22 protein-coding genes, 2 tRNA genes and 1 pseudogene are annotated in these 25892 nt (G+C 71.9%); 16 read left to right on the top strand and 9 right to left on the bottom strand.

The annotated features are described in order from the left end of the window. Position 1 precedes the first annotated feature (1 nt). The 5 genes from SB754_RS07270 (at position 2) to SB754_RS07290 (ending at position 4831) form a co-directional block, all read left to right on the top strand. Positions 2-1072: an ABC transporter permease gene (locus SB754_RS07270; protein ID WP_410781669.1), complete on the top strand. Its 1071-nt coding sequence runs from the start codon at positions 2-4 to the stop codon at positions 1070-1072. Next, positions 1069-2757, top strand: coding sequence for an ABC transporter ATP-binding protein (locus SB754_RS07275; protein WP_410781670.1), 1689 nt, complete (start codon positions 1069-1071; stop codon positions 2755-2757). The genes SB754_RS07270 and SB754_RS07275 overlap by 4 nt, the downstream gene beginning before the upstream one ends. A gap of 10 nt (positions 2758-2767) precedes the next feature. Continuing rightward, a complete protein-coding gene (locus SB754_RS07280; protein WP_410781671.1) occupies positions 2768-3640 on the top strand; it encodes an ATP-binding cassette domain-containing protein in 873 nt (290 codons plus the stop codon). Continuing rightward, a complete protein-coding gene (locus SB754_RS07285; RefSeq protein ID WP_410781672.1) occupies positions 3637-4677 on the top strand; it encodes a D-isomer specific 2-hydroxyacid dehydrogenase family protein in 1041 nt (346 codons plus the stop codon). The genes SB754_RS07280 and SB754_RS07285 overlap by 4 nt, the downstream gene beginning before the upstream one ends. Before the next feature lie 78 nt (positions 4678-4755). After that, a tRNA-Asn gene (locus SB754_RS07290) sits at positions 4756-4831 on the top strand. Between the two features lie 258 nt (positions 4832-5089). Here SB754_RS07290 and SB754_RS07295 read toward each other — a convergent pair. The 3 genes from SB754_RS07295 to SB754_RS07305 form a co-directional block, all read right to left on the bottom strand. After that, positions 5090-5752 (bottom strand): response regulator, encoded by a 663-nt coding sequence (locus tag SB754_RS07295; protein WP_410781673.1) that lies wholly within the window; start codon positions 5750-5752, stop codon positions 5090-5092. Then, a complete protein-coding gene (locus SB754_RS07300) occupies positions 5749-7020 on the bottom strand; it encodes a sensor histidine kinase (RefSeq protein ID WP_410781674.1) in 1272 nt (423 codons plus the stop codon). The genes SB754_RS07295 and SB754_RS07300 overlap by 4 nt, the downstream gene beginning before the upstream one ends. 94 nt (positions 7021-7114) lie before the next feature. Then, entirely contained in the window at positions 7115-7339 is a 225-nt protein-coding gene (locus tag SB754_RS07305) for a hypothetical protein (protein WP_410781675.1), read from the bottom strand. 171 nt (positions 7340-7510) lie between these two features. Between SB754_RS07305 and SB754_RS07310 the strand changes: the two genes are divergently transcribed. Then, positions 7511-7825 (top strand): SHOCT domain-containing protein, encoded by a 315-nt coding sequence (locus SB754_RS07310; protein ID WP_410781676.1) that lies wholly within the window; start codon positions 7511-7513, stop codon positions 7823-7825. Between the two features lie 63 nt (positions 7826-7888). Further along, positions 7889-8767, top strand: coding sequence for a sensor histidine kinase (locus SB754_RS07315; protein WP_410781677.1), 879 nt, complete (start codon positions 7889-7891; stop codon positions 8765-8767). Between the two features lie 66 nt (positions 8768-8833). Here SB754_RS07315 and def read toward each other — a convergent pair whose 3' ends face one another. After that, positions 8834-9400 carry a peptide deformylase gene (gene def / locus SB754_RS07320; RefSeq protein ID WP_410781678.1) on the bottom strand — a complete coding sequence of 189 codons (567 nt, stop codon included), beginning with the start codon at positions 9398-9400 and terminating at the stop codon, positions 8834-8836. 40 nt (positions 9401-9440) lie between these two features. Between def and SB754_RS07325 the strand changes: the two genes are divergently transcribed. The 7 genes from SB754_RS07325 (at position 9441) to SB754_RS07355 (ending at position 16795) form a co-directional block, all read left to right on the top strand. Further along, positions 9441-10406: a multidrug DMT transporter permease gene (locus SB754_RS07325; protein WP_410781679.1), complete on the top strand. Its 966-nt coding sequence runs from the start codon at positions 9441-9443 to the stop codon at positions 10404-10406. 99 nt (positions 10407-10505) lie between these two features. Then, on the top strand, positions 10506-11759 hold the full coding sequence (locus SB754_RS07330) for a glycosyltransferase (protein WP_410781680.1): 1254 nt from the start codon (positions 10506-10508) through the stop codon (positions 11757-11759). A gap of 18 nt (positions 11760-11777) precedes the next feature. Next, positions 11778-11851: transfer RNA gene (locus SB754_RS07335), tRNA-Ile, on the top strand. 144 nt (positions 11852-11995) lie between these two features. Next, complete coding sequence (locus SB754_RS07340; protein WP_410781681.1) at positions 11996-13246, top strand: hypothetical protein; 1251 nt, start codon at positions 11996-11998, stop codon at positions 13244-13246. An 86-nt stretch (positions 13247-13332) separates the two neighbouring features. Beyond that, complete coding sequence (locus tag SB754_RS07345; protein ID WP_410781682.1) at positions 13333-15561, top strand: glycosyltransferase; 2229 nt, start codon at positions 13333-13335, stop codon at positions 15559-15561. Positions 15562-15594: 33 nt separating this feature from the next. Further along, on the top strand, positions 15595-16155 hold the full coding sequence (locus SB754_RS07350) for a hypothetical protein (RefSeq protein WP_410781683.1): 561 nt from the start codon (positions 15595-15597) through the stop codon (positions 16153-16155). 40 nt (positions 16156-16195) lie between these two features. Then, on the top strand, positions 16196-16795 hold the full coding sequence (locus SB754_RS07355; protein WP_410781684.1) for a 4'-phosphopantetheinyl transferase family protein: 600 nt from the start codon (positions 16196-16198) through the stop codon (positions 16793-16795). On the opposite strand, the gene SB754_RS07360 is transcribed toward SB754_RS07355, so the two are convergent. The 4 genes and pseudogenes from SB754_RS07360 to SB754_RS07375 all read right to left on the bottom strand — a co-directional run bounded on the left by SB754_RS07360 (position 16765) and on the right by SB754_RS07375 (position 23008). Next, the gene (locus SB754_RS07360; protein WP_410781685.1) at positions 16765-18069 is read right to left on the bottom strand and encodes a M1 family metallopeptidase; all 1305 of its coding nucleotides are present in this window, start codon (positions 18067-18069) and stop codon (positions 16765-16767) included. The genes SB754_RS07355 and SB754_RS07360 overlap by 31 nt on opposite strands. Further along, a pseudogene (locus SB754_RS07365) lies at positions 18066-22003 on the bottom strand (Pls/PosA family non-ribosomal peptide synthetase). The gene SB754_RS07360 and the pseudogene SB754_RS07365 overlap by 4 nt, the downstream one beginning before the upstream one ends. A 50-nt stretch (positions 22004-22053) precedes the next feature. Further along, positions 22054-22464, bottom strand: a complete 411-nt coding sequence (locus SB754_RS07370) for a hypothetical protein (protein WP_410781686.1) — start codon at positions 22462-22464, stop codon at positions 22054-22056. 64 nt (positions 22465-22528) lie between these two features. Then, entirely contained in the window at positions 22529-23008 is a 480-nt protein-coding gene (locus tag SB754_RS07375) for an NUDIX domain-containing protein (RefSeq protein ID WP_410781687.1), read from the bottom strand. 77 nt (positions 23009-23085) lie between these two features. Here SB754_RS07375 and SB754_RS07380 point away from each other — a divergent pair, with 77 nt between their 5' ends. Continuing rightward, positions 23086-23544 carry an NUDIX domain-containing protein gene (locus SB754_RS07380; protein ID WP_410781688.1) on the top strand — a complete coding sequence of 153 codons (459 nt, stop codon included), beginning with the start codon at positions 23086-23088 and terminating at the stop codon, positions 23542-23544. A 116-nt stretch (positions 23545-23660) separates the two neighbouring features. Here the strand turns inward: SB754_RS07380 and SB754_RS07385 are convergent, their stop codons facing one another. Beyond that, a complete protein-coding gene (locus tag SB754_RS07385) occupies positions 23661-23996 on the bottom strand; it encodes a hypothetical protein (protein ID WP_410781689.1) in 336 nt (111 codons plus the stop codon). 207 nt (positions 23997-24203) lie between these two features. Between SB754_RS07385 and SB754_RS07390 the strand changes: the two genes are divergently transcribed. Next, positions 24204-25862 (top strand): bifunctional 3'-5' exonuclease/DNA polymerase, encoded by a 1659-nt coding sequence (locus SB754_RS07390; RefSeq protein ID WP_410783280.1) that lies wholly within the window; start codon positions 24204-24206, stop codon positions 25860-25862. The last annotated feature ends 30 nt before the right edge of the window (positions 25863-25892 follow it).

The raw sequence follows: 25892 nt of genomic DNA on the forward strand, positions 1-25892 counted from the left end.
GATGTCGACCGCAGCACTCACCTCCCGCAAGCGCTCCCTCTGGGACCGCCTGCCCGTCGTCCACCAGCTCCGGCAGAGCGTCGGCCTGCAGCGCGGAATGCTCGTCGTGGGCCTGGTCATCACGGCCGTCTTCATCCTGCTGTCGATATTCGCTCCGCTGATCGCCCCGTACGGCTTCGCCCAGTCGAAGGCCGACGGGAAGTCGTTCGGCGCGCAGCAGCCGCCGAGCGCCGCCCACATCTGGGGCACCACCTCCGGCGGCTACGACGTGTTCTCGCGGGTGATCTGGGGAACGCAGACCGCGATCCTGGTGATCATCGTCGCGGTCATCCTGTCGATCTTCATCGGCGTGTTCCTCGGCCTGATCTCCGGCTACTTCGGAGGCTGGCTCGACCGCGTGCTGGTCGTCATCTGCGACGCGATCTACGCCTTCCCGTCGCTGCTCCTCGCGATCGTCATGGCGATCGCGATCAGCGGCGGGCAGTCGAGCCTGTGGGGCGGCATCCTGGCCGCGGCGATCTCGATCACGGTGGTGTACATCCCGCAGTACTTCCGGGTGATCCGCTCCGAGGTCGTCCGCATCAAGGCGGAGTCCTACGTCGAGGCGGCGAAGGTGGTCGGCGCCAGCAACACGCGGATCATGGCGCGGCACGTGCTGCGCAACTCCACCCGCACCCTCCCGCTGATCTTCACCCTGAACTCGTCGGAGGCCATCCTCACGCTGGCCGGGCTCGGCTTCCTCGGCTTCGGCATCGAGCCGACCGCGGCAGCGGAGTGGGGCTACGACCTGAACAAGGCCGTGGACGACGTGACGAGCGGCATCTGGTGGACGTCCATCTACCCCGGTCTCGCCATCGTGCTGGTGGTGCTCGGCATCACGCTGGTGGGCGAGAGCCTCAACGACCTGGCCGACCCGCGTCTGCGCGGCCGTCGCCGCGCGGCAGCCGCCTCGGGGCAGGTCGCCGAGACCTCCGTGGTCCCCGGCGGCACCCTGACCGCCGGCCCAGGCGGAGTGGACGGCCTGGAGGGCGGCGAGTCCTTCGACGAGCATGGAATCGAGGTGCGTCCATGAGCGACGTCGTCCAGATCAACGACCTGTCGGTCTCCTTCTCGACCGACGCCGGAGCCGTCAAGGCGGTCGACGGGGTCAGCCTGACCGTCGGGCCGGGCGAAGTCCTGGCGATCGTGGGGGAGTCCGGTTCGGGCAAGACCGTCACCGCGAAGACCATCCTGGGGCTCCTGCCGGAGACGGCGACCGCCTCGGGCGCCGTCATCCTGCGCAGCCGGGACGGCAAGAGCGAAGCGGACATCGTCTCGCTCGACGGCCGCCGGCTGCGCGCGGTGCGCGGGACCGACGTCGCCATGGTGTTCCAGGAGCCGTCGAGCGCGCTCAATCCGGTCTATCCGGTCGGCTGGCAGATCGCCGAGGGGCTGCGCGCCCACGGCAGGCTGTCGAAGAAGGAGGCTCGCGAAAGGGCCGTCGAGATCCTCGGCCGGGTCGGCATCCCGGATCCGGAGACCCGCGTCAAGCACTATCCCCACCAGTTCTCCGGAGGCCAGAAGCAGCGCATCGTGATCGCGATGGCCCTGGTGCTGAACCCGGGCCTCATCGTGGCGGACGAGCCGACCACGGCGCTCGATGTGACGGTCCAGGCCGAGATCCTCGACCTGCTGCGCCGCTGCCGCGACGAGTTCGGCGCCGCGATCGTGCTGATCACGCACAACATGGGCGTGGTCGCCGACCTCGCCGACCGCGTCGCGGTGATGTACCAGGGCAAGCTGGTCGAGGAGGCCGACGTGCGCACCCTGTTCGCGTCGCCGCAGGCCGACTACACGAAGAAGCTTCTGGCGGCCGTTCCGAAGATCGGACAGGGCGCAGTTGCGACACAGGACCGCGCCATCGCCCGCGCCGAGCGTCCCCAGCTGGCGCCGGTCGTCCGCGCCCGCGACCTGCGCATCCAGTACCCGGGCCGGCTGGGCCGACCGGGGTTCGTCGCCGTCGACGGCGTCTCGTTCGACATCCGCCCCGGCGAGGTCCTCGGCCTGGTGGGGGAGTCCGGTTCGGGCAAGACCACGATCGGGCGCGCGATCGCCGGCCTCAACCGGGTCACCGGCGGCTCTCTGGAGGTCCTCGGGCAGGAGATGAACGGCGTCCGCGAGCGGCAGTTCCGCAAGGTGCGCAGCGACATCGGCTTCGTGTTCCAGGATCCGGCGTCGAGCTTCAACCCGCTGCTGACCATCGCCGAGTGCGTGGCCGAGCCGCTGGTGGTGCACGGGCGCGCGTCCTCGCCGACGGACGCGCGGCGCCGTGTCGACGAACTGCTGGAGGCCGTCCAGCTGCCCCGCGCGTACGGCGACCGCTTCCCGCACGAGCTGTCCGGCGGTCAGCGGCAGCGCGCGAGCCTCGCCCGGGCGCTCGCGCTCGAGCCGACCCTCCTGATCGCGGACGAGCCGACGTCGGCTCTGGACGTCTCGGTGCAGGCCCGGGTGCTGGAGCTGTTCGCCGACCTGCAGAAGGAGTTCGGCTTCGCGTCGCTGTTCATCAGCCACGACCTGGCCGTGGTCGACCTGCTGGCCGACCGCATCGCGGTGCTGCACCGCGGGAAGCTGGTCGAGGAGGGGACCGGCGCGGAGGTGCTCGGCAACCCGCGCGAGGCCTACACGCAGCGGCTGCTCGCCTCCCTTCCGGTGCCGGATCCGGTCGAGCAGGCCGACCGGCGGGAGGAGCTGCACCGCTTGCAGAGCCAGAGCGCCTAGGGTCGAAGGTGTGAGTTCCGAGCCAGCCATCGCCGTCAGCGACCTGTCCGTCGAATACCCCGCGCGCGGCCCCAGCGCCTCGTGCGTCGCCCTGCGCGGGGTGAGCTTCCGGCTGGAGGAGGGGCAGGTGCTCGGCGTGCTCGGCGAGACCGGGTCCGGCAAGAGCACGCTCGCCCAGGTGCTGGCCGGACGCGTGCTGCCGGCGCGCGCCTCCGATCCCGGCCCGCGCATCAGCGGCGGCGAGGCGTCGGTGCTCGGCCACCGCCTGCGCAAGGCGCGCAAGCGCGACCTGGCGGAGGTGACCTTCCACGTCGGCTACCTGCCGCAGGAGGCCGCGGCGACCCTGGAGCCGTCGCTGACGGTGCAGGACAACGTGGCGCTCCCGATCTTCGAGCGCGACGAGCACTATCCGCGCCGCGCGGCGGGGGAGCGGGCCGCCACCATGCTCGACACGGTGCACCTCCCGCTGAGCGTGCTGAGCAAGTACCCGTACGAGCTCAGCTCGGGTCAGCGGCAGCGCGTCGCTCTGGCGCGGGCACTCGTGCTCGGGCCGAGCATCCTCATCGCCGACGAGCCCACGGCCGGGATCGACGCCACCGTGCGGGATGCGGTGATCGACCTGCTCAGCCAGCTGCGCGAGCATCCCGACTTCACGGCGGTCGTGGTCAGCCACGACCTCTCGGTGCTGCGGAGGGCCACCGACGTGTCGCTGGTGCTGCAGGGAGGGCGACCGGTCGGGTTCGGCCCGATCGAGGAGGTCCTGGCCGACCCCACGCATCCCTTCGTCGCTGGGCTGGCGCGGGCGCTGAAGCCGCCGCAGCTGCGGACCGAACGTCGACCGCAGCGGGCCGCTGCTCGCCGGACCACCAAGGAGGACGGATGAACCAGGACGCAACCGAGCATGACGGGGGTGCGGGTGCGGGTGCCGGTGCCGCGCGGCATCGTGCCGTGATGGCGGACGAGGTGACCGCGATCCCCGCCGACCGGCGGCCCGAGCCCGGTCCGATCGCCGTGCTCCCCGAAGCCGGGCAGCAGTTCGTCGACGCGGTGGAGGCCGCAGGCGGCACGGTCGAGCCGCTCTCGGACCGCACGCGTGGCGTCGTCTGGCTGTCCAATAAGGACGCCGCGTCGTTCCCTGCCGTCCTGGAGGCGCATCCCGGCATCGGATGGGTGCAGCTGCCGTTCGCGGGTGTCGATGCCTTCGCCGACATCCTGGCCGCGGAGAACCGCCCGGGCCTCGTCTGGACCAGCGCCAAGGGCGCCTACGCGCAGCCCGTCGCCGAGCACGCGCTCGTGCTCTCCCTGGCGCTGCTGCGGGTCCTGCCGAAGCGCTTGCGCGCGCGTTCCTGGGCGACCGAGCCGGAAGGGCGCTCGCTCTACGGGATGGACGTCGTCATCGTCGGCGCCGGCGGGATCGCGCTGGAGCTCATGCGCCTGCTGGAGCCGTTCGGCGCGCGGGTGACGATCGTCCGCCGGTCGGAGGCCGCCGTTCCTGGCGCCGCTCGGACCGTGACCGCCTCCCGCCTGCGCGAGGTGCTGCCGTCGGCGGACCTCGTCGTCGTCGCTGCGGCGCTCACCGGCGGGACGCGCCGCCTGTTCGGGCCCGACGAGTTCGCGGCGATGAAGGACACGGCGTACCTGGTGAACATCGCGCGCGGCGGCCTGGTCGACACGGACGCCCTGCTGGAGGCGCTCCGGACCGGCGCGATCGCGGGTGCAGGCCTCGACGTGACCGATCCGGAGCCGCTTCCGGACGGCCATCCGCTGTGGGACGAGCCCGGTGTGATCATCACGCCCCACCAGGCGGACACCCCCGAGATGACGGCTCCGCTGCTCGCCGAGCGCATCCGGCTGAACGTGCGCGCGTTCCTCGACGACGGTCGTTTCGTCGGCGTCGTCGACCCGGAGGCCGGGTACTGAGCCCGACGCACCCGGGATGGTGGCCCGATTTCCGGAGGGGCGGCGAATCTTGCTAGAGTAGCTTCGCTGATCAAGCATTCCTCGATAGCTCAATTGGCAGAGCAGCCGGCTGTTAACCGGCAGGTTCTTGGTTCGAGTCCAAGTCGGGGAGCCAGCGAAACCCCCGGTCTTCTACGGAAGGCCGGGGGTTTCTGCGTGTGCGGGGTGCGCCGGTTTGCGGGCGATGTCGTCCTGAATTCAGGAGATTGGGCTCCGGTATTCAGGAGCGGCGGAGCGGAGTTCGTCGCGTCCTTTTCTCAGGAGATTCGGTCGGGACCGGTGCCTGACGTCCTTTACTCAGGACATAGCGGACGATCTGCGCCGTTTCTCCTGAGTTCAGGACGGCCATTCTCCTGAATTCAGGATCAGCGCCCTACTGCCACCCCGGCTGCACGAGCCCGGTCTCGTAGGCGAGCACCACGAGGTGCACCCGGTCGCGGGCGTCGAGCTTGGTCATGATCCGCGACACGTGCGTCTTGGCGGTCAACGGACTGAGGAACAGCCGCGCCCCGATCTCGGTGTTGGTCAGCCCGTGCGCCACGAGGGCCAGCACCTCCCGCTCCCGATCGGTCAGCTGCTCCAGGCCAGCGGAGTCCGGGGCCGGGCGGAGACCACCGGAGACCCGCTCGATGAGGCGGCGGGTCACCCCGGGCGACAGCAGCGCATCCCCCGCGGCCACCACGCGAACGGCGCGGATCAGCTCGACGGGCTCCGTGTCCTTGACCAGGAAGCCGCTCGCACCCGCGACGATCGCCTGCGCCACGTACTCGTCCAGTTCGAACGTCGTCACGATGACGATGCGCGTCCCCGCGAGCGCCGGGTCGGCGACGATCTCACCGGTCGCCCACAGCCCGTCCCCGTCCGGCATGCGGATGTCCATGAGCACGACGTCGGGACGGGCGCGGCGGACCAGTTCGACGGCCTCCCGACCGGTGCCCGCCTCGCCGACGATCTCGACATCCTCCTCGGCCTCCAGCAGAGCGCGGAAACCGGCTCGGACCAGGTGCTGGTCGTCGGCCAGCGCGACGCGGATCACGAGGCCTCCCGCAGGCCGGTTCCCGGCGCCGGGGGAGTCGCGGGGATGCGGGCCTCGATGAGCAGTCCGCCGCCGTCGGGCTTCCGCGCCTCGAAGGAGCCGCCGAGCAGCTCTGCGCGTTCGCGCATCCCGAGCATCCCCCTGCCCGTCGTGGCGCCCGGCCCACCGGGTTCGGCCGCCGTGTCGGCGGGAAGGCCCCGGCCGTCGTCCTGAACCGTGAGCACGTATCGGCCGTCCTTCTCTGCGATGCGGATCGTCACGCTCGTCGCCTGGGCGTGCCGGCCGACGTTGGTGAGCGACTCCTGCACGATGCGGTACAGCGCGAGTTGCGCCGCCGCCGACGGGGTGGAGCGCAGGTCCGACCGGTAGTCGATTCGGAGGCCGGCTTTGCGGTACGTCTCGACGAGCAGCGGGATGCGTGCCAGGTCCGGCTCGGGCGAGCGGGCAGCGTAGCCGTCCGGCCCGCGGAGGAAGCCCAGCACGCCCCGGACCTCCTCCAGGGCCTGACCGCTGGTCGCCTTGATGGCCTCGAGGCTCTCCCGCGCCTTCTCCGGGCGCGAGTCGAACAGGTGGAGGCCGACCCCGGCCTGAACGCTGATCTGCGAGAGCGAATGGGCGAGCACGTCGTGCAGTTCCCGGGCGATGCGGAGCCGTTCGGCTTCGGCGGCGGCTTCACGGCGGGCGGCGATGGTGCGGGCGACCTCCCGGTACCGTTCGCCCCGGTTGCGCAGAGCCTCTCCGACGCCCACCAGCAGGCAGAGGAGGAGGGCGACGATGAGGGGCCGGATCATGGCGGCCGGATCACCGCGCAGCAGGTAGGCGGCGGCGGGACCGGCGAGGGCGAACCCGGCGAGTGTCCACCACGCCCACACCCGGGCACCGCGGATGACGGCGCCGACGACGGCGAACGCGAGGGGGACGACGGAGAAGGGCGGCCCGGTCGTCACGGCGATCGCCGGCGCGCAGAGCGCGGCGACGATGGCGACGGTGAGTCCGGGATGGCTGCGCCCGGCGAGCAGGACGAACGAGGAGGCGAAGGCCAGGAGCGTGAAACCCAGTGCGAGCGGGTGGGCGGACGCCTGCTGCCCCGCGATGAGGACCCCTGGCACCTGCAGCAGCGCGGCGAGGACGACGGGGAACCAGCGGGAGCCGCGCGGTCGCCCGCGCTCCACCCAGGGAGGACGTCCCCAACCGGGTCCGGTGGCCGCGCCCTCGAACCCTCCGTGGCGCGGGCCTGCGCCGTCATCGGCGGGCGCGTTCCAGGGCATCTCCTCATGCTAGCCAGGGCCGCCCGCGTCGGCGTCCGCCGGACGGTGTCTCCCGGCTACTCCCCGGGGAGTACCCGGCGGGCGTCCGGCGCGCTCACGGGTTGTTCTGGGCGTTGAAACCGCCGTCGTCGGAGGGCGGCTGGTCGAAGAGGTGCCCGAAGCTCGGGCCCCCGAACGCGCTCAGTCCCGCCTCACGCTCCAACGACTCCCGGTTCTCCGCCTCGTCGTTCTCGTACGCGTCCACCTCGTCGTCCGGCTCCTCGGCGTTCGCGTCGCCCCTGTCGTTGCGGGCTGAGTGTCGTCCCTCGTCATCGTCCATGCGCGCATCGTACGACCGTGGGGCGCTGCGCGACGAGGGGGAGATGGGAGGGCGTTGCTCCCGCCGGAGTAGCCGGGAACGCTCCCGGCGGCGGATTCGCCCGGTGGCCGCCGCGGCGAGGCTGGCAGTGTCGTCCGCGAGAGCCGCGGACCGTCATCGATTGGACACATCATGCTCAGCTCACTGGCCACCGCGGCCGCGGCAGCCCCCTGCGTGGTGGCGTACGGCCACCCCTTCTTCGGCTGGTGGTGGATCTTCATCCCGATCTTCTGGATCCTCGTGATCGCGCTCATCTTCGGCTTCGCCGGCCGGCGCTGGCGGAGGGCCGCAGCGATGCGAGGAAACGGCTACCCGGGCTGGGGCCCGCACGGCGCCACCCGCTCGGCCGAGCAGACCCTCGCGCAGCGCTACGCGAACGGCGACATCGACGAGCAGGAGTACCGCGCCCGGCTGGAGGTCCTTCGCGCCAACCGCGACAGCGCCTGACGGTCTCGCGCGGCCCGGTAGGATCGACCGGGCCGCGCGAGCGCGTGGCGGGAAGGAAGGCCGATGGACGTCGTCGTCACCGCGACAGCCGTCGTGGCGCTCGTCGCCGCCGTGGTCTTCCTCGTCCTCTGGCTCGCCGAGCGGAGGCGCCGTGTCCGGTTGCGGGACACCCGGCAGGAGTCGGAGTGGGACCGCATCGACCGGGAGCTCGACCTGGCCGAGCAGGCGGGCCGGTTCCGCATCGTCGGCGATCTGGGGGATGTCGCGATCCAATCGGTCTCACGGCTCGTCACGCAGGCCGAGGGTGTCCGTTATGCGGCCGAAGCCGATCCGGCGGCCGCCGTGCGGTCGGTCGGAGCGCTCGAGACGTCCGCACGCGACGCCCTGGCCGACCTGCGCCGGCTGCAGGCGGTGGCCCGCGAAGCGCAGGAGGCCGCACTCCCGCAGCCGAGCCTCCACTCGGCGCGCGATCTGTTCCGCGTGTTGCGCGACGCCGGTCTCGCGGTCACCTTCACCGAGAGCGGCGACCGCTTCGACCTGCGGCCGGGGGCGGAGCTGGCCGTGTTCCGCATCCTGCAGACCAGCCTGGAGAACGCGCTCAAGCACGGCGGCGCCGGTACGAACGCGTCCGTCGCGTTCTCGTGGACGGCGGACGGGCTCAAAGTGAGCGTCGAGGACGACGGTATCCGTGCCGCCGCACGGCGGCTCGGTCTCGACCGGGACGGCGTGGACCAGGCGACGTCGTACACGATCGCGGACGATGTCCGGGCGCTCACCGCGCACTACGAGGGCGCCGGGCTCATCGAGATGCGGGAGCGTGCTGCGCTGTTCGGCGGGACGCTGACGGCCCAGACGGTCCCGGGCGTCGGCTTCACTCTGACGGTCGTGTTCCCGGCACTGCGCCACCACAACGGCGTGCACGGGGTGGACCTGCGGCGCTGACCGCAGCCTCCGCACCCGCGGCTTCCGGACCCGCGCTGCGCAGCACGTGCGACGTGGCCGGGGCGCTCAGTCGTCGAGGTGGTCGCGCCCGGGCAGCCAGCTGAGACCGGGGACGCCCCAGCTGTTCTTGCGCTGCGTCTTCAGGGCGGCCTTGCCGAAGGGATGCGTCAGGCGGTCCACGTAGAGGATGCCGTCCAGGTGGTCGTACTCGTGCTGGAAGATCCGTGCCAGCCAGCCCTCGGCCCGCACCTCGTACTCGACCCCGTCGAGATCGGTGGCCTGCAGGATCGCGCGCTCCGCCCTCCGGAGCGGGAAGCGCTCGCCCGGGAAGGAGAGGCATCCCTCCGACTCGATGTCCTCGTCCAGCTCCTCGACGGTCAGCGGGCTCAGCCAGAGCGTCGGGTTGATCGCGGCACCGCGGTGCTGCACGTCGTCGTCGTCGGTCCAGCCGTAGACGAACAGCCGGAGCGGCACTCCCACCTGCGGAGCAGCGAGACCGACCCCCGGCGCCTCGTCCATGGTCTCGAACATGTCGGCGACCAGGGTCCGCACCTCGTCGTCGATCTCGGCGACGGGACGGGCGGGGGAGTGCAGCACGGGGTCACCGGTGATCCGGATCGGGAGGACGGCCATTCAGCAAGACTATCCGGATCATTCCCGGTAGGGTCGTGGGGTGGGTACGGAACTGATGGACGCTTTCGACCTCTCGTATCAGCCCAGCCAGCTCCTGGGCATTCCGGTCGCGCTCGTCGGTGCCTGCTTCCTCTCCGTCGGTGCACAGCTCCAGCACCATGGCGTCGCCAAGGTGGAGGCCACCACCGGCCACGCGGGCGGGGGCATGAGCGCCAGGACCCTCGGTCTTCTGCTGGCACGTCCGTCCTGGGTGATCGGGACGCTGCTGCTGGGGCTGGCCATCGTCTTCCAGCTGGTGAGCCTCAAGCTGTCGCCGATCATCCTGGTCCAGCCGCTCGGCGTGGTCGGGCTCGTCATCACCAGCATCCTCAACGCCCGGGTCAGCGGTGTGAGACTCAATCACCAGTCGGTGATCGCGGTGACCCTCTGCGTCAGCGGCGTCGGTGCGTTCGTGCTGCTGGCGGCGGTGTTCGCCCGAGATCTGCCGGTCACCAGCCGGGCGCTGATCGTCATCCTGATCATCCTGGCCGTCGTGCTGATCACCTTCGGTGTCCTGTTCTGGTTCCTGCGGCACAAGTTCAAGGCGATCATCTACATCGTCGGCGCCGGCGTGCTGTACGGCTTCGTTGCGACCCTCGCCAAGGTGGCCATCGACCGCATCTCCGAGCAGGAGTGGGACTGGCTGCTCGTCGCGTGCATCGTCGCCCTGCTGCTCGCCGCCATCCTGGGCGCGTACTTCGTGCAGAACGCGTACTCGTCCGGGCCGCCGGACCTGGTGATCGCCGGCCTCACCGTGATCGACCCGATGGTCGCCGTCACCATCGGGATCGTCGTCCTGAACGAGGCGGCCGGGGCACCTTGGTGGGCCATGGTCGGGTTCGCCGTCACGGGCGCGGTCGCCGTCCTCGGCGTCTTGCAGTTGGCGAAATACCACCCGCAGAGCGCCTCGGACGCGCCGGTGGCCGACCGCATTACGGACGCCGCGGGACAAAGCGGCTTAGACTAGGCCGTTGAATCGACCGGGCTGCGACACTCACCAGCCCGGGCCGCGAACGCCGTCGCCGGATTCGCCATCCGAAGCCCACGACCGTAGGGAACGAACAACGTGCCTGATACGAGCGGACCGCAACCGACACCGCCCGCCCCGGCAACCACCGAGCCGCTGACCATCGTCATGGGCTGCGACACCTTCGCCCCCGACGTCAACGGGGCCGCCCGCTTCGCCGAGCGCCTCGCCGCCGGCCTCGTGGCGCGGGGCCACGACGTCCACATCGTCGCCCCTGCCGCGAGCCGCAAGCACGGCACGTGGATCGAGGAGCACGAGGGCCAGAAGATGACCGCCCACCGCCTCCGGAGCTGGCGCTGGTACCCGCACGACTGGCTCCGCTTCGCGCTGCCGTGGACCAGCAAGGCGAACGCGCGCCGCGTCCTCGACGAGGTGAAGCCGGACGTCCTGCACTTCCAGTCGCACATCGTCGTCGGCCGCGGGCTGGCGGCGGAGGCCCAGAAGCGCGGCATCCGCATCGTGGCGACGAACCACGTCATGGCGGACAACATCGTGGAGTTCACCCTCCTGCCCAAGTTCCTGCGCAAGACCTTCGTGAAGATCGCCTGGGCCGACGCCAGGAAGAGCTTCGACCGGGCCTCGGCCGTGACCACCCCGACGCGCAAGGCGGCGGAGTTCTTGGAGGCGTCGACAGGGCTGCGCGACGTCTACGCGGTCTCCTGCGGCATCGACGCGCACAACTACACGCCCGACTTCACGCCGCGCACCGGCAACCGCATCCTCTTCGTCGGGCGGGTGACCGGCGAGAAGCACATCGACGTCCTGCTGAACGCCTTCACGCTGCTTCCCGAGAGCCTGGATGCGCGGCTGCAGATCGTCGGCGGCGGCGACCAGCTCAAGAACCTGCAGAACATGGCCGAGACTCTCGGCATCGCCGACAGGGTGGAGTTCCTCGGCTACGTCAGCGACGAGGAGCTCCGCGAGGCGTACACGCGCGCGACGGTCTTCGCGATGCCGTCCATCGCCGAGCTGCAGTCGATCGCCACGATGGAGGCGATGGCCTCCGCGCTGCCGGTGGTCGCCGCCGACGCCATGGCGCTTCCGCACCTCGTGCACGACGGCGAGAACGGTCACCTGTTCCGTCCGGGCGACGCGCAAGACCTGGCCGACAAGCTGGAGAGCGTCCTCACGCTGCCGCAGGACGAGCTGGATGTGCTCAAGCGCGCGTCGCTGCGGATCGTGGCCGCGCACGACATCCAGACCACGATCAGCACGTTCGAAAGCCTGTATCGTGGTGAGCCGGTGGCCGAGCCGGAGACGGAAGCGGCCCCCAGCGTCCCCGCTCCGGAGTGACCGGACCGGTACGCGATCGGGGCGGTAGCTCAGCTGGTCAGAGCAGGGAACTCATAATTCCTCGGTCACGGGTTCAAGTCCCGTCCGCCCTACTCATCCGCGGACGCGGCGGCCGAGTGGTGAGCAGATGTCGCCACTCGACGTGAATTGGAGCATCTACTCACCACTCGACGGCATCCAGGGAGCCGGGGGAGGAGCCGGGCGGGAGCCCGGCGGGCGGCTGGTAGAGTCCTCGGGTGACCCAGACCCGCCGTGCTTTGGCGGGCGGCATCCTGCTCGTCGGAGCAGCGACCATGCTGGCCAATGCGGCCTCGTATCTGCTGTCGATGTTCGCCGCCCGCTGGATGAGCGTCCCCGAATACGGCGCTCTCGGCGCGATGCTGAGCGTCTCCATCATCGGCGGTACGGCTGCGCTCGGTGTTCAGGCGGTGGCCGCCCGACGGGTCGCCCTCGCGGGAGCCGGCGGCGCGGAGGAGCGCGCCGCTGTCGTCTCCCTCGGCCTCCGGGTGACCGCCCTCATCGCCGTCGCCGGACTGGCCGTCGCGTGGCCGCTTGCGAGCCTGCTGACGGTGCCGCCTGCCGCGGTGATCCTCACCGTTCTCGCGGTCGCAGCCTCCATCCCTGGCTTCGGCGCGCTGGGCCTGGTGCAGGGCGAGGAGCGGCACCGCCACTACGGGTACGCGTACGCCGCGATCGGCGTGCTGAGGGCGGCGGGAGGCGTGATCGCCCTGGCCGTCCGGCCGGACGTGACCTCGGCCTGCGCGGGCATCCTGGTCGGGAGCCTGGCCGGCACGGTCGCCGCCGTCTGGTTCGCCGGTCCCGTCCGCCCGCGGCGCCGGCTCACCCCGCAGCTGGTGCGGGAGCTCACCGCCACGACGGGCACCCTGGTCGCGCTGTACGCGCTCTCGAACACCGACCTCCTCCTCGCCCGGGTGTTCCTCGACGGGCAGGGTTCCGGGGAGTACGCCCTGGGCGCCCTGGTCGCGAAGATCGCCTTCTTCCTGCCGTACGCGGTGATCACCGTGTTCTTCCCGAAGATGACGGCCGGGACGATGCGCCATGCCTTCGCCGTCGCGGTCGGGCTGTCCGCGGCGATCGGCGTAGTGGCGACCGCCGGGACGGCCGTGCTGGCGGTCCCGCTGGTCTGGATCATCGGCGGCGACAAGTACGCCGACTTCGCCTCCCTCGCATGGCTCTTCGCACTGGAAGGCAGCCTGTTCGCCATCGTCCAGGTCATCCTCTACGCCGGTTTCTCGTCGCGTGCGCGGGCGCTGGGTGTGCTGACCGCCGTCGGTCTCGTCGTGCAGATCGTGGTGGTCTCGCTGTGGACGCACCAGTCCGTGACCTCCATCGTGCTGACCAGCTCCGCGATCGCGGCGGTGCTCGTCGTGGTGGGTGTCCTCGTCGAGTTGCGGCGCAGTCGCGGCAGGGGAGAGGTTCCCGCCGAGGCGGAGCTGGCCCCAGCCCCCGAGCGAGACATGCACTAAGCTCCACCGAGGCATCCATGCCCGATCCCCGCTCCCACCTACCGGCCGCTCCGGCGCGCCGACCAGTACGAGGAACTGCAGCAAATATGTCCCACACCCCCAACGCCACCGCCGCCGCCAACCGGCTCTGGCCGCGTTCGACGAGCGTCTTCCTCATCCTGGTCGGTGTCGTGCTGAGTGTGGTGTCCTTCCTCGTGGTCATCAACATGCCCGCGCTCGCCTGGCACTCGGCGCGCGACCACGAGCTGCGCGCGACGTACGATGCGTTCCGGGAGACGGGCACGCTGCTCATCAAGGCGGTCAACTCCGGATCCAACTACACGCAGGTCGCGTCGTCCGGGCAGTGGGTCTCCGCCGCGTGGGACGACGACCCTGGCGCCTACATCGTCGCCAGCCTGATGGGCCTGGTCACCCGTTCGGCATCCCCGTACCCGGGGCTCGGTCTCGCCGAGGCCCTGCTGGTCGCCCTCCCGCTGCTCTGGCTGCCCACGGCCGTCGCCCGCATCTTCAAGCGTGCTCGCGCCGGCTACGCCGTCGTCCTGCTTCCGCCGCTGATGTGGCTGCTCAACAACGGCACGATCCTCGCCGGCACCGAGTACGGGCTCTCCGACTCCGTCAGCACGACCCGGGTGTACGCCCTCTACGGGATCGCCGCGTCCGTCGCGTTCCTCTCGCTGTCGCTGCTCGTGCTGTTCTGCACCTTCAAGCTGCGGACCAGCCTCCTGATCGTCGTCAGTCTCGGCTTCGTGGTGCTGGCGGCGATCGGCGACCTCTCCCGGTCGCTGTCCGGGATGGGCATCGCGGCTGCCGTCGGCGTGTTGTGGTGGATGCACACCCGCAAGAAGTGGCGGTGGCTGACGGCGATCGCGGCGGCGGCAACGGCCATCGTGCTCACCATCGGTCTGCAGACCGCCGCCATGACCGGTCTGAACGCGGCCCGCGCCTCGGCGACCGGCCAGTCGATGGACAACCTCCCGAACGCGCACGGCACGTGGCACCCGCTCTACCTGGGGCTCTCGTACCCGCAGCCGATCACCGGCCAGCCGTCGCCGCTGGGCATCGTCTGGTCCGACCAGTTCGGCTGGGACAAGGCCCGCGCGATCGACCCGGACGTGGTCATCGCGAGTGAGAAGTACGACCTCATCCTGAAGGACCTCTACCTGAACGAGGTGAAGGCCCACCCCACGACGGTCGTGAAGCTGTACCTCGAGAAGTTCCTCTACGTGGTGAAGCACTTCGGCGCCATGCTCGTGTTCATCCTCGTCGGCCTGGTTCTCGCGTTGATGAGGCGTGCGCCGCAGAGGCGCCCGCTCGGCGCCGCGATCACGGTCACGATCCCGACCATCCTGATCGGGCTCATCCCGCCCGTGCTGGTGATGCCGCTGCTGTACTACTACTCCGAGCTCACCGCGGCCCTCAGCATCCTGGTCGCCATCGCCCTCGGCGGGCTGGTGTGGTCGCTGACGTCGATGCCGTCGCACGTCCGCGCCTCCGAGCGCAACCGGCTGAGCTCGCGGGCGCTGCCGTCGGAGCCACGGCCGGAGCCGGCGGTCCGGCTGAGCGTCGTGGTGCCGACCCGCAACGGGTCCGGCGTCCTCGGGGCCACCCTCGCCACCTTGGGCGCCCAGCTGACCGCGGACGACGAGATCATCGTGGTCGAGAACGGCTCCACCGACACGGCCTGGGAGCTGCTGCAGTCCGAGCAGGCCTCCTGGTCTGCCGCGCCCGCCCTCGTGCTCCGCCAGTCGGAGCCGGGCCTGGGGGAGGCGCTGCGCACGGGCGTCCTCGCCAGCCGCGGACGTCGGGTGCTCCTCACCGCGGACGACCTGCCGTTCGGGATGTCCGACTACGACCAGTTCGTGCGGCTGTCCGACGACGTGATCGTCGCGATCGGCTCGAAGGCGCATCCGGATTCGCAGGTGCGGCGCTCGTGGAGGCGGTCGGTCCAGTCGAAGATCTTCCGCTTCCTGCGCGAAGCGCTGCTGCAGTCCCGGGTCGGCGACAGCCAGGGGACGATCTGGGCCGACGGCGAATGGGCCCGCGCGCTGGCGATCGTCTCCCGGGAGTCCGGGCTGATGTGGACGACGGAGCTCGTCCTCGCCGCCGAGCAGCAGGGGCTGCACGTCGTCGAGGTGCCCGTCGTCCTGAGTGAAGGACACGAGTCCGGGTCCAGCCGCTTCCGGTTCGGCGACGCCTGGAGGTCGGTCGTCGGCTTCACCCGCCTCGCCGTCTACAAGGACGACTACTCGGACGTGAACTGGGTCGTGCCGCTCGGCCCGCGCGTCGCGGCTGCCTCAGACCGTTCAATCCCCTAGCTATTCCGCGTCGTGGGAGTACCGTGACGCGTCATGAACACAACCGGATGGATCATCCTGATCGTCGTCGTCGTGATCGTGATCATCGTGATCGCCATCATCGCCGCGACCGTCGGACGCAACCGCAAGCGTGAGGCCGACCGCCGCCGGGCGGAGGAGATGCGGCAGAGCGCAGCGCAGGCGCAGCTCGACGCGCAGGAGCGGGAGGCCAAGGCCGCTCGCGCCTCCGCCGACGCCAAGCAGGCCGAAGTGGATGCGGAGCGCCTGCGCCGTGAGGCGCAGGAGCGCGAGTCCACCGCCGCCGAGGCGCGGTCCCAGTCCGACGAGGCGCTGCGGAAGGCCGACCACGTCGACCCCGACGTGCGCACGGACCGGAACGGCAACCGGATCGACGACGGAACCCGCCGTGCGGACGACCGTGCTGCTGCAGGGACGGACACCACCGGCGCCGCGCCCGCGGGCACGACGACCGCGGACGGGACCGCGGACGGGACCGCACAGGGCACCACGGCCGCCCCGGTCGACGACGGAACGCGTCACGCCCGGCACGAAGCTCCGCGCTTCGACGACGGAAGCGGCCGCTCGACGCGCTGAGCTAGCATCGGTCCGTCGGCGCACACGGACGGAGGTCGGGATGCCCGCCTTCGTCGTGATCGCCCACGGGTCTGCGGGGGCCGGGATCGCCTCCCGGCTCTCCGCAGGCGACCGCGCGCGTCTCAGTGCGCTCGGCGACGGTCCGGCGGCCGCACGGTTCCTGGCCGGGCGCGCCGCTCTCCTGGCGGCTGCTGCGGCCGCCGGCGAGCCGGACATCCGCATCGAGGCGGCCTGTCCCGAGTGCGGCAGGTCGCACGGCCGCCCCGAGGTGACAGGCGCCTCAGTCCGGCTGTACCTGTCGCTCGCCCACTCGGAGGGGGCGGCCTTCGCCGTCGCCTCCCGAGTGCCGGTGGGCATCGACGTGGAGGCCGACGGTGCGCCGGTCGAGCGTCTTGCCGCCATCGACGAGCTCGCGCCGGGGCGCGGTCCGGCCCTCCGGCGGTGGACGGCGGTCGAAGCCGTGCTGAAGGCCGACGGCCGAGGGCTGCGGGTCTCGCCGGGCGAGGTCCGCGTCGGCCTGCGGAGCGCCCGGCTCCACGACTCCCGCTACCGGCTCCGCACCACCCGCACCGACGGTCGCGTCATCACCGTGGCCGAGCGCGCGAGCGGTCACCCGGAGAGCGACGGCAGCGCGGTCTGACGCAGCCAGGCGTCGAAGAACCCGGCGAGCGGCTCCTCCGAATACTGCTGCGCCAGCTCCTCGAAGTCGGCGCTGCGGACGGTGCCGAACCGGTGGAGGCGGGTCCACTCCCGCAGCAGCTCGAAGAACCGTTGGTCGCCGGTCCGCCGCCGAAGGGCGTGCAGCAGGCAGGCGCCGCGCTTGTAGACGCGGTCGTCGAACATCGCATCCGGCCCAGGGTCGCCGAGCAGCAGATCCTTCGGCGCGAGGCGCAGCCGCGCGTGATGCGCCCGGGCGTGCACCGCGGCCGACAGCCCGCCGGACGCCTCCGACCACAGCCACTCCGCGTAGCAGGCGAAGCCCTCGTTGAGCCAGATGTCGCCCCAGGAGGCCAGCCCCACGCTGTTGCCGAACCACTGGTGGGCGAGCTCGTGTGCGATCAAGCGCTCCGACCCTCCATGCCCGTCGGCGTGCGTCGAGCCGAACGTGGCCATCGCCTGCGACTCCAGTGGGATCTCCAGCGGATCCTCGGTGACGACGACGGTGTACGAGGGGAACGGGTAGGGGCCGAAAAGCTCCTGGAAGGATTCCAGCATCCGCCCGACGGGCTCGAAGTCGTGCAGCACGCGCCGTGCTAGAGCGGGCGGGTAGGCGATGGACCAGTCGACGTCGGCCGTCCGCCTCCGCTCCACGGTGTACCGGCCGATCTGCACGGCGGCGAGGTATGTCGCGGTCGGCTCGGAGCGCTCGAACACCCACGTCCCGCGGCCTGCCGCGACGCTGTGGCCGACCGGCTCTCCGGTCGCGGCCACGGTGTAGGCCTGCTCTGTGGTGACCCGGATGCCGTAGGCGGCCTTGTCCGACGGGCGGTCGTTGCACGGGAACCAGGTCGGCGCGCCCGAGGGCTGCGCGGCCACGATGGAGCCGTCGGTGAGCTCCTCCCACCCCAGGGTTCCCCACCGGGTCCGCCGCGGCGCGGGCGACCCGTCATAGGCCACCTCGACGCTGAACTCCGTGCCGGCGGGAATCGGCGTAGTCGGCGAGATCCGCAGATGCGTCGCCGTCTGCCCGAAACGGACCCGCTTCTGCCCGTCGAGCCGGACGCGTTTCGCCTTGAGGTGGACGAGGTCGAGAACGACGACGGGGAGGTCGACGGCGGCGCGGGCGCGGATCGTCGCGGTCGCATCCAACCGGTTCGTGGTCACGCGGTACGACAGGTCCAGGTCGTAGCGGAGGACCGCGTAGTCATCGGTGCCCGACCGGGGAAGGTAGGCGTGCGGCCCGGCATCCGTCATTTGCCCACCCTAGCCCGGTACTCGCGCACGACCACCTCGCGCCAGGGACCGATCGGGTTGCCGCTCCAGCGGCTGCCCGCGGGCACGGTCTCGCCGCGCATCACCAGGGAGGCGGGGCCGACGGTCGCCTCCTGCCCGATGTCGGCGGCCGGGAGGATGACGCTGTGCGGGCCGAGCGTTCCGCCGCGTTCGATGGTGACCTGGTCCATGCTCATGATTCGATCATGGAACAGGTGCGTCTGCACCACGCAGCCCCGATTGACGGTGGATGCGTCGCCCAGCGTCACCAGGTCGGCCTCCGGGAGCCAGTAGCTGTCGATCCACACGCCGGTGCCGATCCGCGCGCCGAGGCTGCGCAGCCACCAGACCAGGGCGGGGGTTCCTGCCGCCGCCCAGGCGAACCACGGCGCGGCGACCATCTCGGTGAACGTGTCGGAGACCTCGCTGCGCCAGATGAACGACGACCACAGCGGGTGTTCGCCTGGCCGCAGGCGCCCCAGCAGGAGCCACTTCGCGGCCGTGCTGACGGCCGCCGCGACAGCGCCGGCGACGAGCAGCACCGGGCCGCCCAGCACCACGGCCCACGCCGTGCCCCAGGTCGCGTCGATGGCCCCGAGGGCGATGACGACACCGAGGCCGACGGCGCAGGTGACGAAGACGGGGACGATCCGCAGCAGCTCCCAGGCGGTGCGTGCGACGCGCAGCCCGGTGGAGGGTTCGAACGTGCGGGAGAGGTCCGCCTCCTGCGCCCGGCGCCGCAGCCGCACAGGGGGTGATCCCAGCCAGGACGATCCGGCCTTCGCCTTGCGCGGGGCGAAGGAGAGCACCGCGACGAGGCCGTCGCGCGGGACGCGGTTGCCGCCGCCGGCCATCCCGGAGTTGCCGAGGAACGCCCGCGCGCCGATGTCGACCGCGGCGATGCGCACGTAGCCGCCGCCCAGCTCGTACGACGCGACCAGCGTGTCGTCGGCGAGGAACGCTCCGTCGCGGATGCGCGTCATCCGGGGGAGGAGCAGCACCGTCGACGCCTCGACGTCCTTGCCGACCCGTGCGCCCAGCATCCGCAGCCAGACCGGGGTGAACAGGCTCGAGTACAGCGGGAACAGCACGGTCCTGGCGAGATCGAGCAGCCGCTCGGTCGACCACGCCTGCCAGCCCACCCGGCTGCGCACCGGGTGCACGCCCTCCCGCATCCCGCTGCCGAGGAGGCGGACCAGCAGCACGACGCACACGGCGAGCACGACGCCGGCGACCAGGGTCCCGGGGACGAGCCCCGCAGCCGCCCCGGCGACGACAGCGCCCCACGACGCCGCCCCGCGGACGAACGCGGCCACGACCGCGCCGCCCGCAGCCAGCGCCGCGACCGGCACGAGGGACACGACGATCGACGCCAGAGCGTAGGCGATCAGCCACCGGGTGTTCCGCGGCGGCCGTTCTGCAGGCCACCAGTCGTGCACCCGGCCGACGCGCACCGCGGGGGAGCCGGACCAGTTCTGGCCCGCGGGCACCCTCCCGAACACCGCAGAGCCGGGAGCGACCGTCGCGTTGCGTCCGATCTTCGTCCCCGGCATGAGCGAACTCCGCGCGCCGACCGAGCTGCCTGCCCCGATCCGGATCTCGCCGATGCGGACGACGTCGCCGTCGATCCAGTAGCCGGCCAGGTCCACCTCCGGTTCGATGGAGGCGCCCGCGCCGATGCGCAGCATCCCGGTCACCGGCGGGAGCGCGTGCAGGTCGACGCCGCGGTCGATGGTCGCCCCGAGAGCACGGGCGTAGGCGATGATCCAGGGCGCACCGGCGAGGCTGGCCGCGCCGATCTGGTGCGCCACCTGCTCGGCCAGCCAGAGCCGGAGGTGCACGCCGCCGCCGCGCGGATGGTCCCCGGCCTTCACACCGGCGAGCAGGAGACGCGCCGCGATCACCGAGATCGCCATCCGGCCCCACGGCGTCACGAACACGACGAGGCCGATGACCAGCCAGACCGGATCGACGACGGGCAGGACGTCGAAGCCTCCCAGCGGCCGCAGCAGCAGCGCGGCGGTCAGCAGGTACAGCAGCCAGCGGATGCCGCCCAGGATGAACAGCGGAACGCCGAGCACCGTCTGCACGGCCCGCATCCGCAGCGGTGTCGGGGGGACGACGTGCGTCGAAGCCGCCGACGCCGACGGCGAGCTCTCGGCCAGCGTCTGCGCCATGGCCCCGAACCGTGGCGTCGCGTAGATGTCGGCGACCGTGATGTCGGGATGCCGCCGCCGGATCAGCGAGACCAGCTGCGCGGCCGCGAGGGAGCCGCCGCCGAGGTCGAAGAAGTTGTCGTCCGGGCCGGTCACCGGCAGGCCGAGCACGCTCCGCCAGTCGTCGGCCAGCGCCTGGGCGACCGGATCGTCGCCGGCCGCGCCCTGTGCACCGTCACCGTCGTCCTCCAGCGGCCAGGGCAGCGCAGCCTTGTCCACCTTGCCGGAGGTGCGGACGGGCAGGTCGTCGACGACGGCCAGGAGCGGTACCAGAGCGGCGGCAGGGTCGCGCGCAGCTGATCGAGGGAGGCTCGGCGGTCGAACATGCCGCGGTCCGGCACCGCGAGATAGCCGACCAGGACGTCGTTGCCCCCGGACGATCGGCGTACCGCGGCCGCCGCGCCCGAGACGCCGGGGAGGTCCTGGAGCGCCGCCTCCACCTCGCCAAGTTCGATCCGGCGGCCGCCGAGCTTGACCTGATCGTCCGCCCGTCCCCGGTAGAACAGGCCGGTCGGGTCGAGCTGCACCAGGTCCCCGCTCCGGTAGGCACGGTGCCAGCCGAGCGTGGGCATCGGGGCGTACTTCTCGGCGTCCTTCGCCGGGTCGAGGTAGCGTGCGAGGCCGACGCCTCCGATCACCAGCTCGCCGATGTCGCCGTCAACGACCGGGCGGCCCTCCGCATCCACCACCGCGAGGTCCCAACCGTCCAGGGGCAGCCCGATGCGCACCGGTTCGCCGGCGACCAGCGGGGCCGCGCACGCGACCACGGTCGCCTCGGTCGGCCCATAGGTGTTCCACACCTCGCGGCCGGGCAGCGCGAGCCGGTTGACCAGCTCCGGCGGACAGGCCTCGCCACCGAAGATCAGCAGGCGGACGTTGTCGAGTGCATCCACGGGCCACAGGGCGGCGAGCGTCGGGACCGTGGAGACGACGGTGATCCGGCGCGCCGAGAGCCACGGGCCGAGATCCATGCCGGTCCGGACGAGCGAGCGCGGAGCGGGGACGAGGCAGGCGCCGTGCCCCCAGGCGAGCCACATCTCCTCGCAGGAGGCGTCGAAGGCGACCGAGAGACCCGCCAGCACGCGATCCTGCGGTCCGATCGGTTCGTCCTGCAGGAAGAGCCGGGACTCAGCGTCGACGAAGGCGGCCGCCGAACGGTGGCGCACCGCGACGCCCTTCGGTGTGCCGGTGGAGCCCGAGGTGAAGATGATCCAGGCGTCGTCGTCCGGGATCGGCGGCTCCAGAACCGCGATGGCGGCGGTGCTGGGATGCGGCGCCGCGCCGGCGAACACCGCCTGCGGCGCTGCGTCGCCCTGCAGGACGAGACCGGCGTCCGTCATGACGGCGCGGACGGCCGCCTCCCCGAACACGAGATCGGCGCGCTCCTCCGGGTCGTCCACGTCGACCGGAACGTAGGCGGCGCCGGCGGCGAGCACGCTCAGGATGGCCAGGTACAGCTCCCGGGTGCCCGAGGTCATGCGCACGCCCACCCGGTCGCCTCGGCGCACCCCGCTCTCCCGCAGCCGTGCCGCTCCGGCACCGACCCGGGCCAGGAGCTCGCGGTAGCTCAGTGCGCCGGCGGCGTCCTCCACGGCGGAGGCGTCCGGGTAGCGGCGCGCCGTCTCGGTCAGGATGTCGATCAGCGTCCGCGCGGGAGGCGCCTGGTCGGCGCGGAGCAGGCTGTCGGGGGTGTCGGGCACGGCGGCACGCTACGGGCGGCGGGTTAAGCGCCGGTGAACGGAACGGCGGGTCACCCTTCGCCCAGTGCGTGCAGCAGCTGCGCCTTGTTCATGCGCGAATACCCCTGGATGCCGCGGGATTTCGCACGGTCGCGCAGGTCGCGGAAGGTGGGGATGCCCAGACCCGACCCGGCAGAGGCCCCGCCAGCGGAGGCGGAACGGGCTGCGGAGGCGGAGCCTGCAGCGGAGGCGGAACGGGTCGCGGTGGAGCTCGCTGCGGCGGAGCTCGCCGCGGTCTTCTGCGAGCGGCGCACCGCCTTCTTGGCGTTCTTCGCCGCCAGGGCCAGGCGCTGGGCCAGCTCCTCGGCCTCCCGCTTCGTCTTCTTGTCCAGCTTCTTCACCGCGGCCTCGGCCTCGCCGACGGCGGTGCGCGCGCTGTCCAGCGCCTTCTCGGCGGCCTTCTCGGCCTTGCTCTTGGCCACGGTTCCTCCTTGCGGTCACGCCCCTGTTGGGGCCAACCATACGGGCGAAGGGCGGCTCTGCGCGCTAGTGGATTTCCGCGTCCTGCTCCAGCCGCGCGAGCAGCGCGTCCAGAATGGGCCGCTGCGCTTTCGTCAGTTTCGCCCGGGCCTCCTCGATCGGGAACCAGCGCGCGTCGTCGACCTCCGGGAAGCTCTGCATGCGGCCCGACCGCGGCGGCCACTCCAGCTCGAACGTGTTGCTCGTCACGGCCTCCGGCTGGAACTCGCTCTCGGCGGCGAACACGATGATCGTCTTCCCCGATCCGCGGAACTCGCCCAACGGCACGTAGTCGGCGTCGGGAGCGGGCGTGCCGATCTCCTCCGCGAACTCGCGTCGTGCCGCGACGAGCTCGTCGCCGAGGTCGCCCTCCTCGACGATGCCCTTCGGGAACGACCACGCCCCCTCGTCCTTGCGCGCCCAGAACGGGCCGCCCATGTGCGCGATCCACACCTCCACGTCCTCCCGGCGGCGGAACAGGAGCAGGGCGGCGCTGCGGACGGTCATGAGGACAGCCTCCCACGCCCGCGTCGGCGTGTGACGGCTCGGCGGGAGACGGCTGCGCGCGCGACTAACGTGGAGACGTGGACTCGGGTGACGCATGGGTGGAAGGGCCGGACGGCCAGCGGTTCTGGGGCCGATTCGGGGCCGCGGGGCTCCTCGTGCACGACCTGCGCCGCGGGGTGCTGCTGCAGCACCGCGCCGACTGGAGCCACTTCGGCGGCACCTGGGGACTCCCGGGAGGCGCCCGTCACGCGGGGGAGAGTGCGGTGGAGGGCGCCCTGCGCGAAGCGGCGGAGGAGGCGGCGGTGCCCCCGGACGCCGTCCAGGTGCTGTTCGAGAGCGTGCTCGACCTCGGCTTCTGGTCGTACACCACCGTCGTCGCGCAGGCGGTCCGCTCCTTCGAGGCGCACATGGCGGACGTGGAGAGCATCGAGTTGCGCTGGGTGCCCGTCCATGAGATCGACGACCTGCCGCTGCACCCCGGCTTCGCCGCCTCCTGGCCGTCGCTGCGGGCGCGGCTCGCCGCCCTCAGCGACTGACGCGCTCATCGATGGGCCGCACGCCAGCGATCTGGTGGTCCCGACATGCCGTTGTGGCTGGGTCGTAACGGCGTGTCGGGACCAGTGGATGGCGGAGGGAGGCGCCGCGAGCGGGGTCAGGAGGCGACGCGCGGCCAGAGCAGGGGGCTCGCGACGTCGTCGCAGCCGTCCGGCAGTCCCGTGTAGGAGGCGGCGCCGGGGTACGGGGCTGCTCCGGGATAGGCCGGCGCGCCGGGGTAGCCGGGCGAACCGCGGTAGGTGTGGGAGGCCTGGGCGAACAGACGGTCGCCGCGGACCGTGCCGAGGTAGTGCCCCTCGGGCGTGACGGCGTCGTCATCGCTCCAGGGGAACCAGCCGATCCAGTCGCCATCGGGATTGAACAGGTCGCGGGATCTCGGGTCGGTCCGGAAAGCGATCCATACGCCCTGGGAGTCGTGCAGGTAGACGGTCATCGTCGATCATGCCTTTCGGGTCGGCATCGTCGTTGGGTGAATTATCCTCACCTCGCCGCACGGGTGCAAGCGACGCGCCGCGATTCCGGTGTCGGAGGGAGCCCCCAGAATGGGAGGGTGCAGATCCTTCTCGAGCGCGACGGGCGCGACCGTGCCCGCGTGACGTGGATCGGGGCCGACCGCGAGGGCGGTGGCGACCGCGGCGGAATCGGCGGGGACCAGGGCGAGCGCACTGCGGTCCTCCCACTCGCAGAGCTGCCCGCGCTGGTGGCGGCCGAGGAGGGCGCCGCCGAGGAGGGCGCCGCCGAGCGCCCGCGCTGGGTGTGGGACGACACCCGCGCCTGGTACCCGGCGCTGCTGCGGGCCGGTGTGCGCGTCGAGCGCTGCGTCGACCTGCGGCTGTGCCACGCCATCCTCCGCAACTCGACGCTGACCGCCGGCACCGCGCTCGCCACGGCCGCGCCCGGGCCGTGGGACACCGCCCTCGACCTGCTCGAGGAGCCCGCCGCCGGCCACACCGCGCACACCGCGCTGTTCGAACTGGACCAGCCCGAGCCGCCGGCGCTCGACGACCGCCGAGACTCCCGCTCCGAACTGTTCGCACAGGAGGCCGCGGTCGCGGCGAGCACGGACCCACGACGGCTCCGCCTCCTGCTCGCCGCCGAGTCCGCCGGTGCGCTGATCGGCGTCGAGCTGCAGCACGCTGGCCTCCCGTACAGCGCCGACCGGCACGACGACCTGCTGACCGAGCTCCTTGGCCCACGGCCGACGTTCGGGCGTCCGCCGGTGCTGGAGGAGCTGGCGCGCGACGTCCGCGCCCGGCTCGACAGCCCCGACCTCAACCCGGACAGCCCGCCCGACGTGCTCAAGGCACTGCAGCGCGCCGGGGTGATGGCGACCTCCACCCGCTCGTGGGAGCTCCGGAAGCTGGAGCATCCCGTCATCGAGCCGCTGCTCCGCTACAAGAAGCTGTCCCGCCTCCTCACCGCCAACGGCTGGACGTGGCTCGACGCCTGGGTGCACGACGGACGCTTCCGTCCCGACTACGTCCCCGGCGGCGTGGTCACCGGCCGCTGGGCGACGCGCGGTGGGGGAGCGTTGCAGCTCCCGAGGCAGGTGCGCGGTGCGGTCGTGGCGGATCCGGGGTGGAAGCTGGTGGTGGCGGATGCCGCCCAGCTCGAGCCGCGCGTCCTCACCGGGCTCTCCGGCGACCAGGCGATGGCCGCCGCCGGGCGCGGAAAGGACCTGTACGAGGGGATCGTCGCCTCCGGCGCCGTCGACGAGCGCGCGCACGCCAAGGTCGCCATGCTCGGCGCCATGTACGGTGCGACGACGGGGGAGAGCGGCCGGCTGATGCCCCGGCTCACCCGGGCGTTCCCCCGCGCGATCCGGCTGGTGGAGGATGCGGCCCGCGCGGGCGAACGCGGCGAGAAGGTGACCTCCCGGCTGGGGCGGAGTTCACCGCTCCCTGGACCCGCATGGGACGCCGCTCAGTCCGCCGCGTCGGCCTCCGACTCCACTGCTGCGGACGAGCGGAGGGCGCGCAGTCAGGCGCGCGACTGGGGCCGCTTCACCCGCAACTTCGTCGTGCAGGCGAGCGCTGCGGAGTGGGCGCTGTGCTGGATGGCGGAGCTCCGCAACCGGCTGACCGCACTGGCCCCGGGAACCGCACTGACGGAGTCGCCGCACCTCGTGTACTTCCTGCACGACGAGGTCATCGTGCACACACCGGCCGACCGCGCCGACGAGGTGGCGGCGGCTGTCCACGCGTCCGCGGCGCAGGCTGGGCGGCTGCTGTTCGGCGCGTTCCCGGTGGAGTTCCCGGTGACGGCCGCGATCGTCGACAGTTACGGGGAGGCGAAATGAGCCCTGCGCCGGAATGCCCGAGTGTCGATG

Origin of the sequence: Leifsonia sp. SIMBA_070, from assembly GCF_046534635.1 — a bacterium.
Classification (GTDB): Bacteria; Actinomycetota; Actinomycetes; order Actinomycetales; family Microbacteriaceae; genus Leifsonia.

What these genes read in the sequence shown, in the direction of transcription:
- SB754_RS07315 (WP_410781677.1), top strand. Translation starts at nt 7,889, where the DNA reads ATGGACGTCGTCGTCACCGCGACAGCCGTCGTGGCGCTCGTCGCCGCC.
- SB754_RS07375 (WP_410781687.1), bottom strand. Translation starts at nt 23,008, where the DNA reads ATGACCGTCCGCAGCGCCGCCCTGCTCCTGTTCCGCCGCCGGGAGGAC.
- SB754_RS07350 (WP_410781683.1), top strand. Translation starts at nt 15,595, where the DNA reads ATGAACACAACCGGATGGATCATCCTGATCGTCGTCGTCGTGATCGTG.
- SB754_RS07300 (WP_410781674.1), bottom strand. Translation starts at nt 7,020, where the DNA reads ATGCCCTGGAACGCGCCCGCCGATGACGGCGCAGGCCCGCGCCACGGA.
- SB754_RS07305 (WP_410781675.1), bottom strand. Translation starts at nt 7,339, where the DNA reads ATGGACGATGACGAGGGACGACACTCAGCCCGCAACGACAGGGGCGAC.
- SB754_RS07310 (WP_410781676.1), top strand. Translation starts at nt 7,511, where the DNA reads ATGCTCAGCTCACTGGCCACCGCGGCCGCGGCAGCCCCCTGCGTGGTG.
- SB754_RS07345 (WP_410781682.1), top strand. Translation starts at nt 13,333, where the DNA reads ATGTCCCACACCCCCAACGCCACCGCCGCCGCCAACCGGCTCTGGCCG.
- SB754_RS07270 (WP_410781669.1), top strand. Translation starts at nt 2, where the DNA reads ATGTCGACCGCAGCACTCACCTCCCGCAAGCGCTCCCTCTGGGACCGC.
- def (WP_410781678.1), bottom strand. Translation starts at nt 9,400, where the DNA reads ATGGCCGTCCTCCCGATCCGGATCACCGGTGACCCCGTGCTGCACTCC.
- SB754_RS07275 (WP_410781670.1), top strand. Translation starts at nt 1,069, where the DNA reads ATGAGCGACGTCGTCCAGATCAACGACCTGTCGGTCTCCTTCTCGACC.
- SB754_RS07355 (WP_410781684.1), top strand. Translation starts at nt 16,196, where the DNA reads ATGCCCGCCTTCGTCGTGATCGCCCACGGGTCTGCGGGGGCCGGGATC.
- SB754_RS07385 (WP_410781689.1), bottom strand. Translation starts at nt 23,996, where the DNA reads ATGACCGTCTACCTGCACGACTCCCAGGGCGTATGGATCGCTTTCCGG.
- SB754_RS07360 (WP_410781685.1), bottom strand. Translation starts at nt 18,069, where the DNA reads ATGACGGATGCCGGGCCGCACGCCTACCTTCCCCGGTCGGGCACCGAT.
- SB754_RS07285 (WP_410781672.1), top strand. Translation starts at nt 3,637, where the DNA reads ATGAACCAGGACGCAACCGAGCATGACGGGGGTGCGGGTGCGGGTGCC.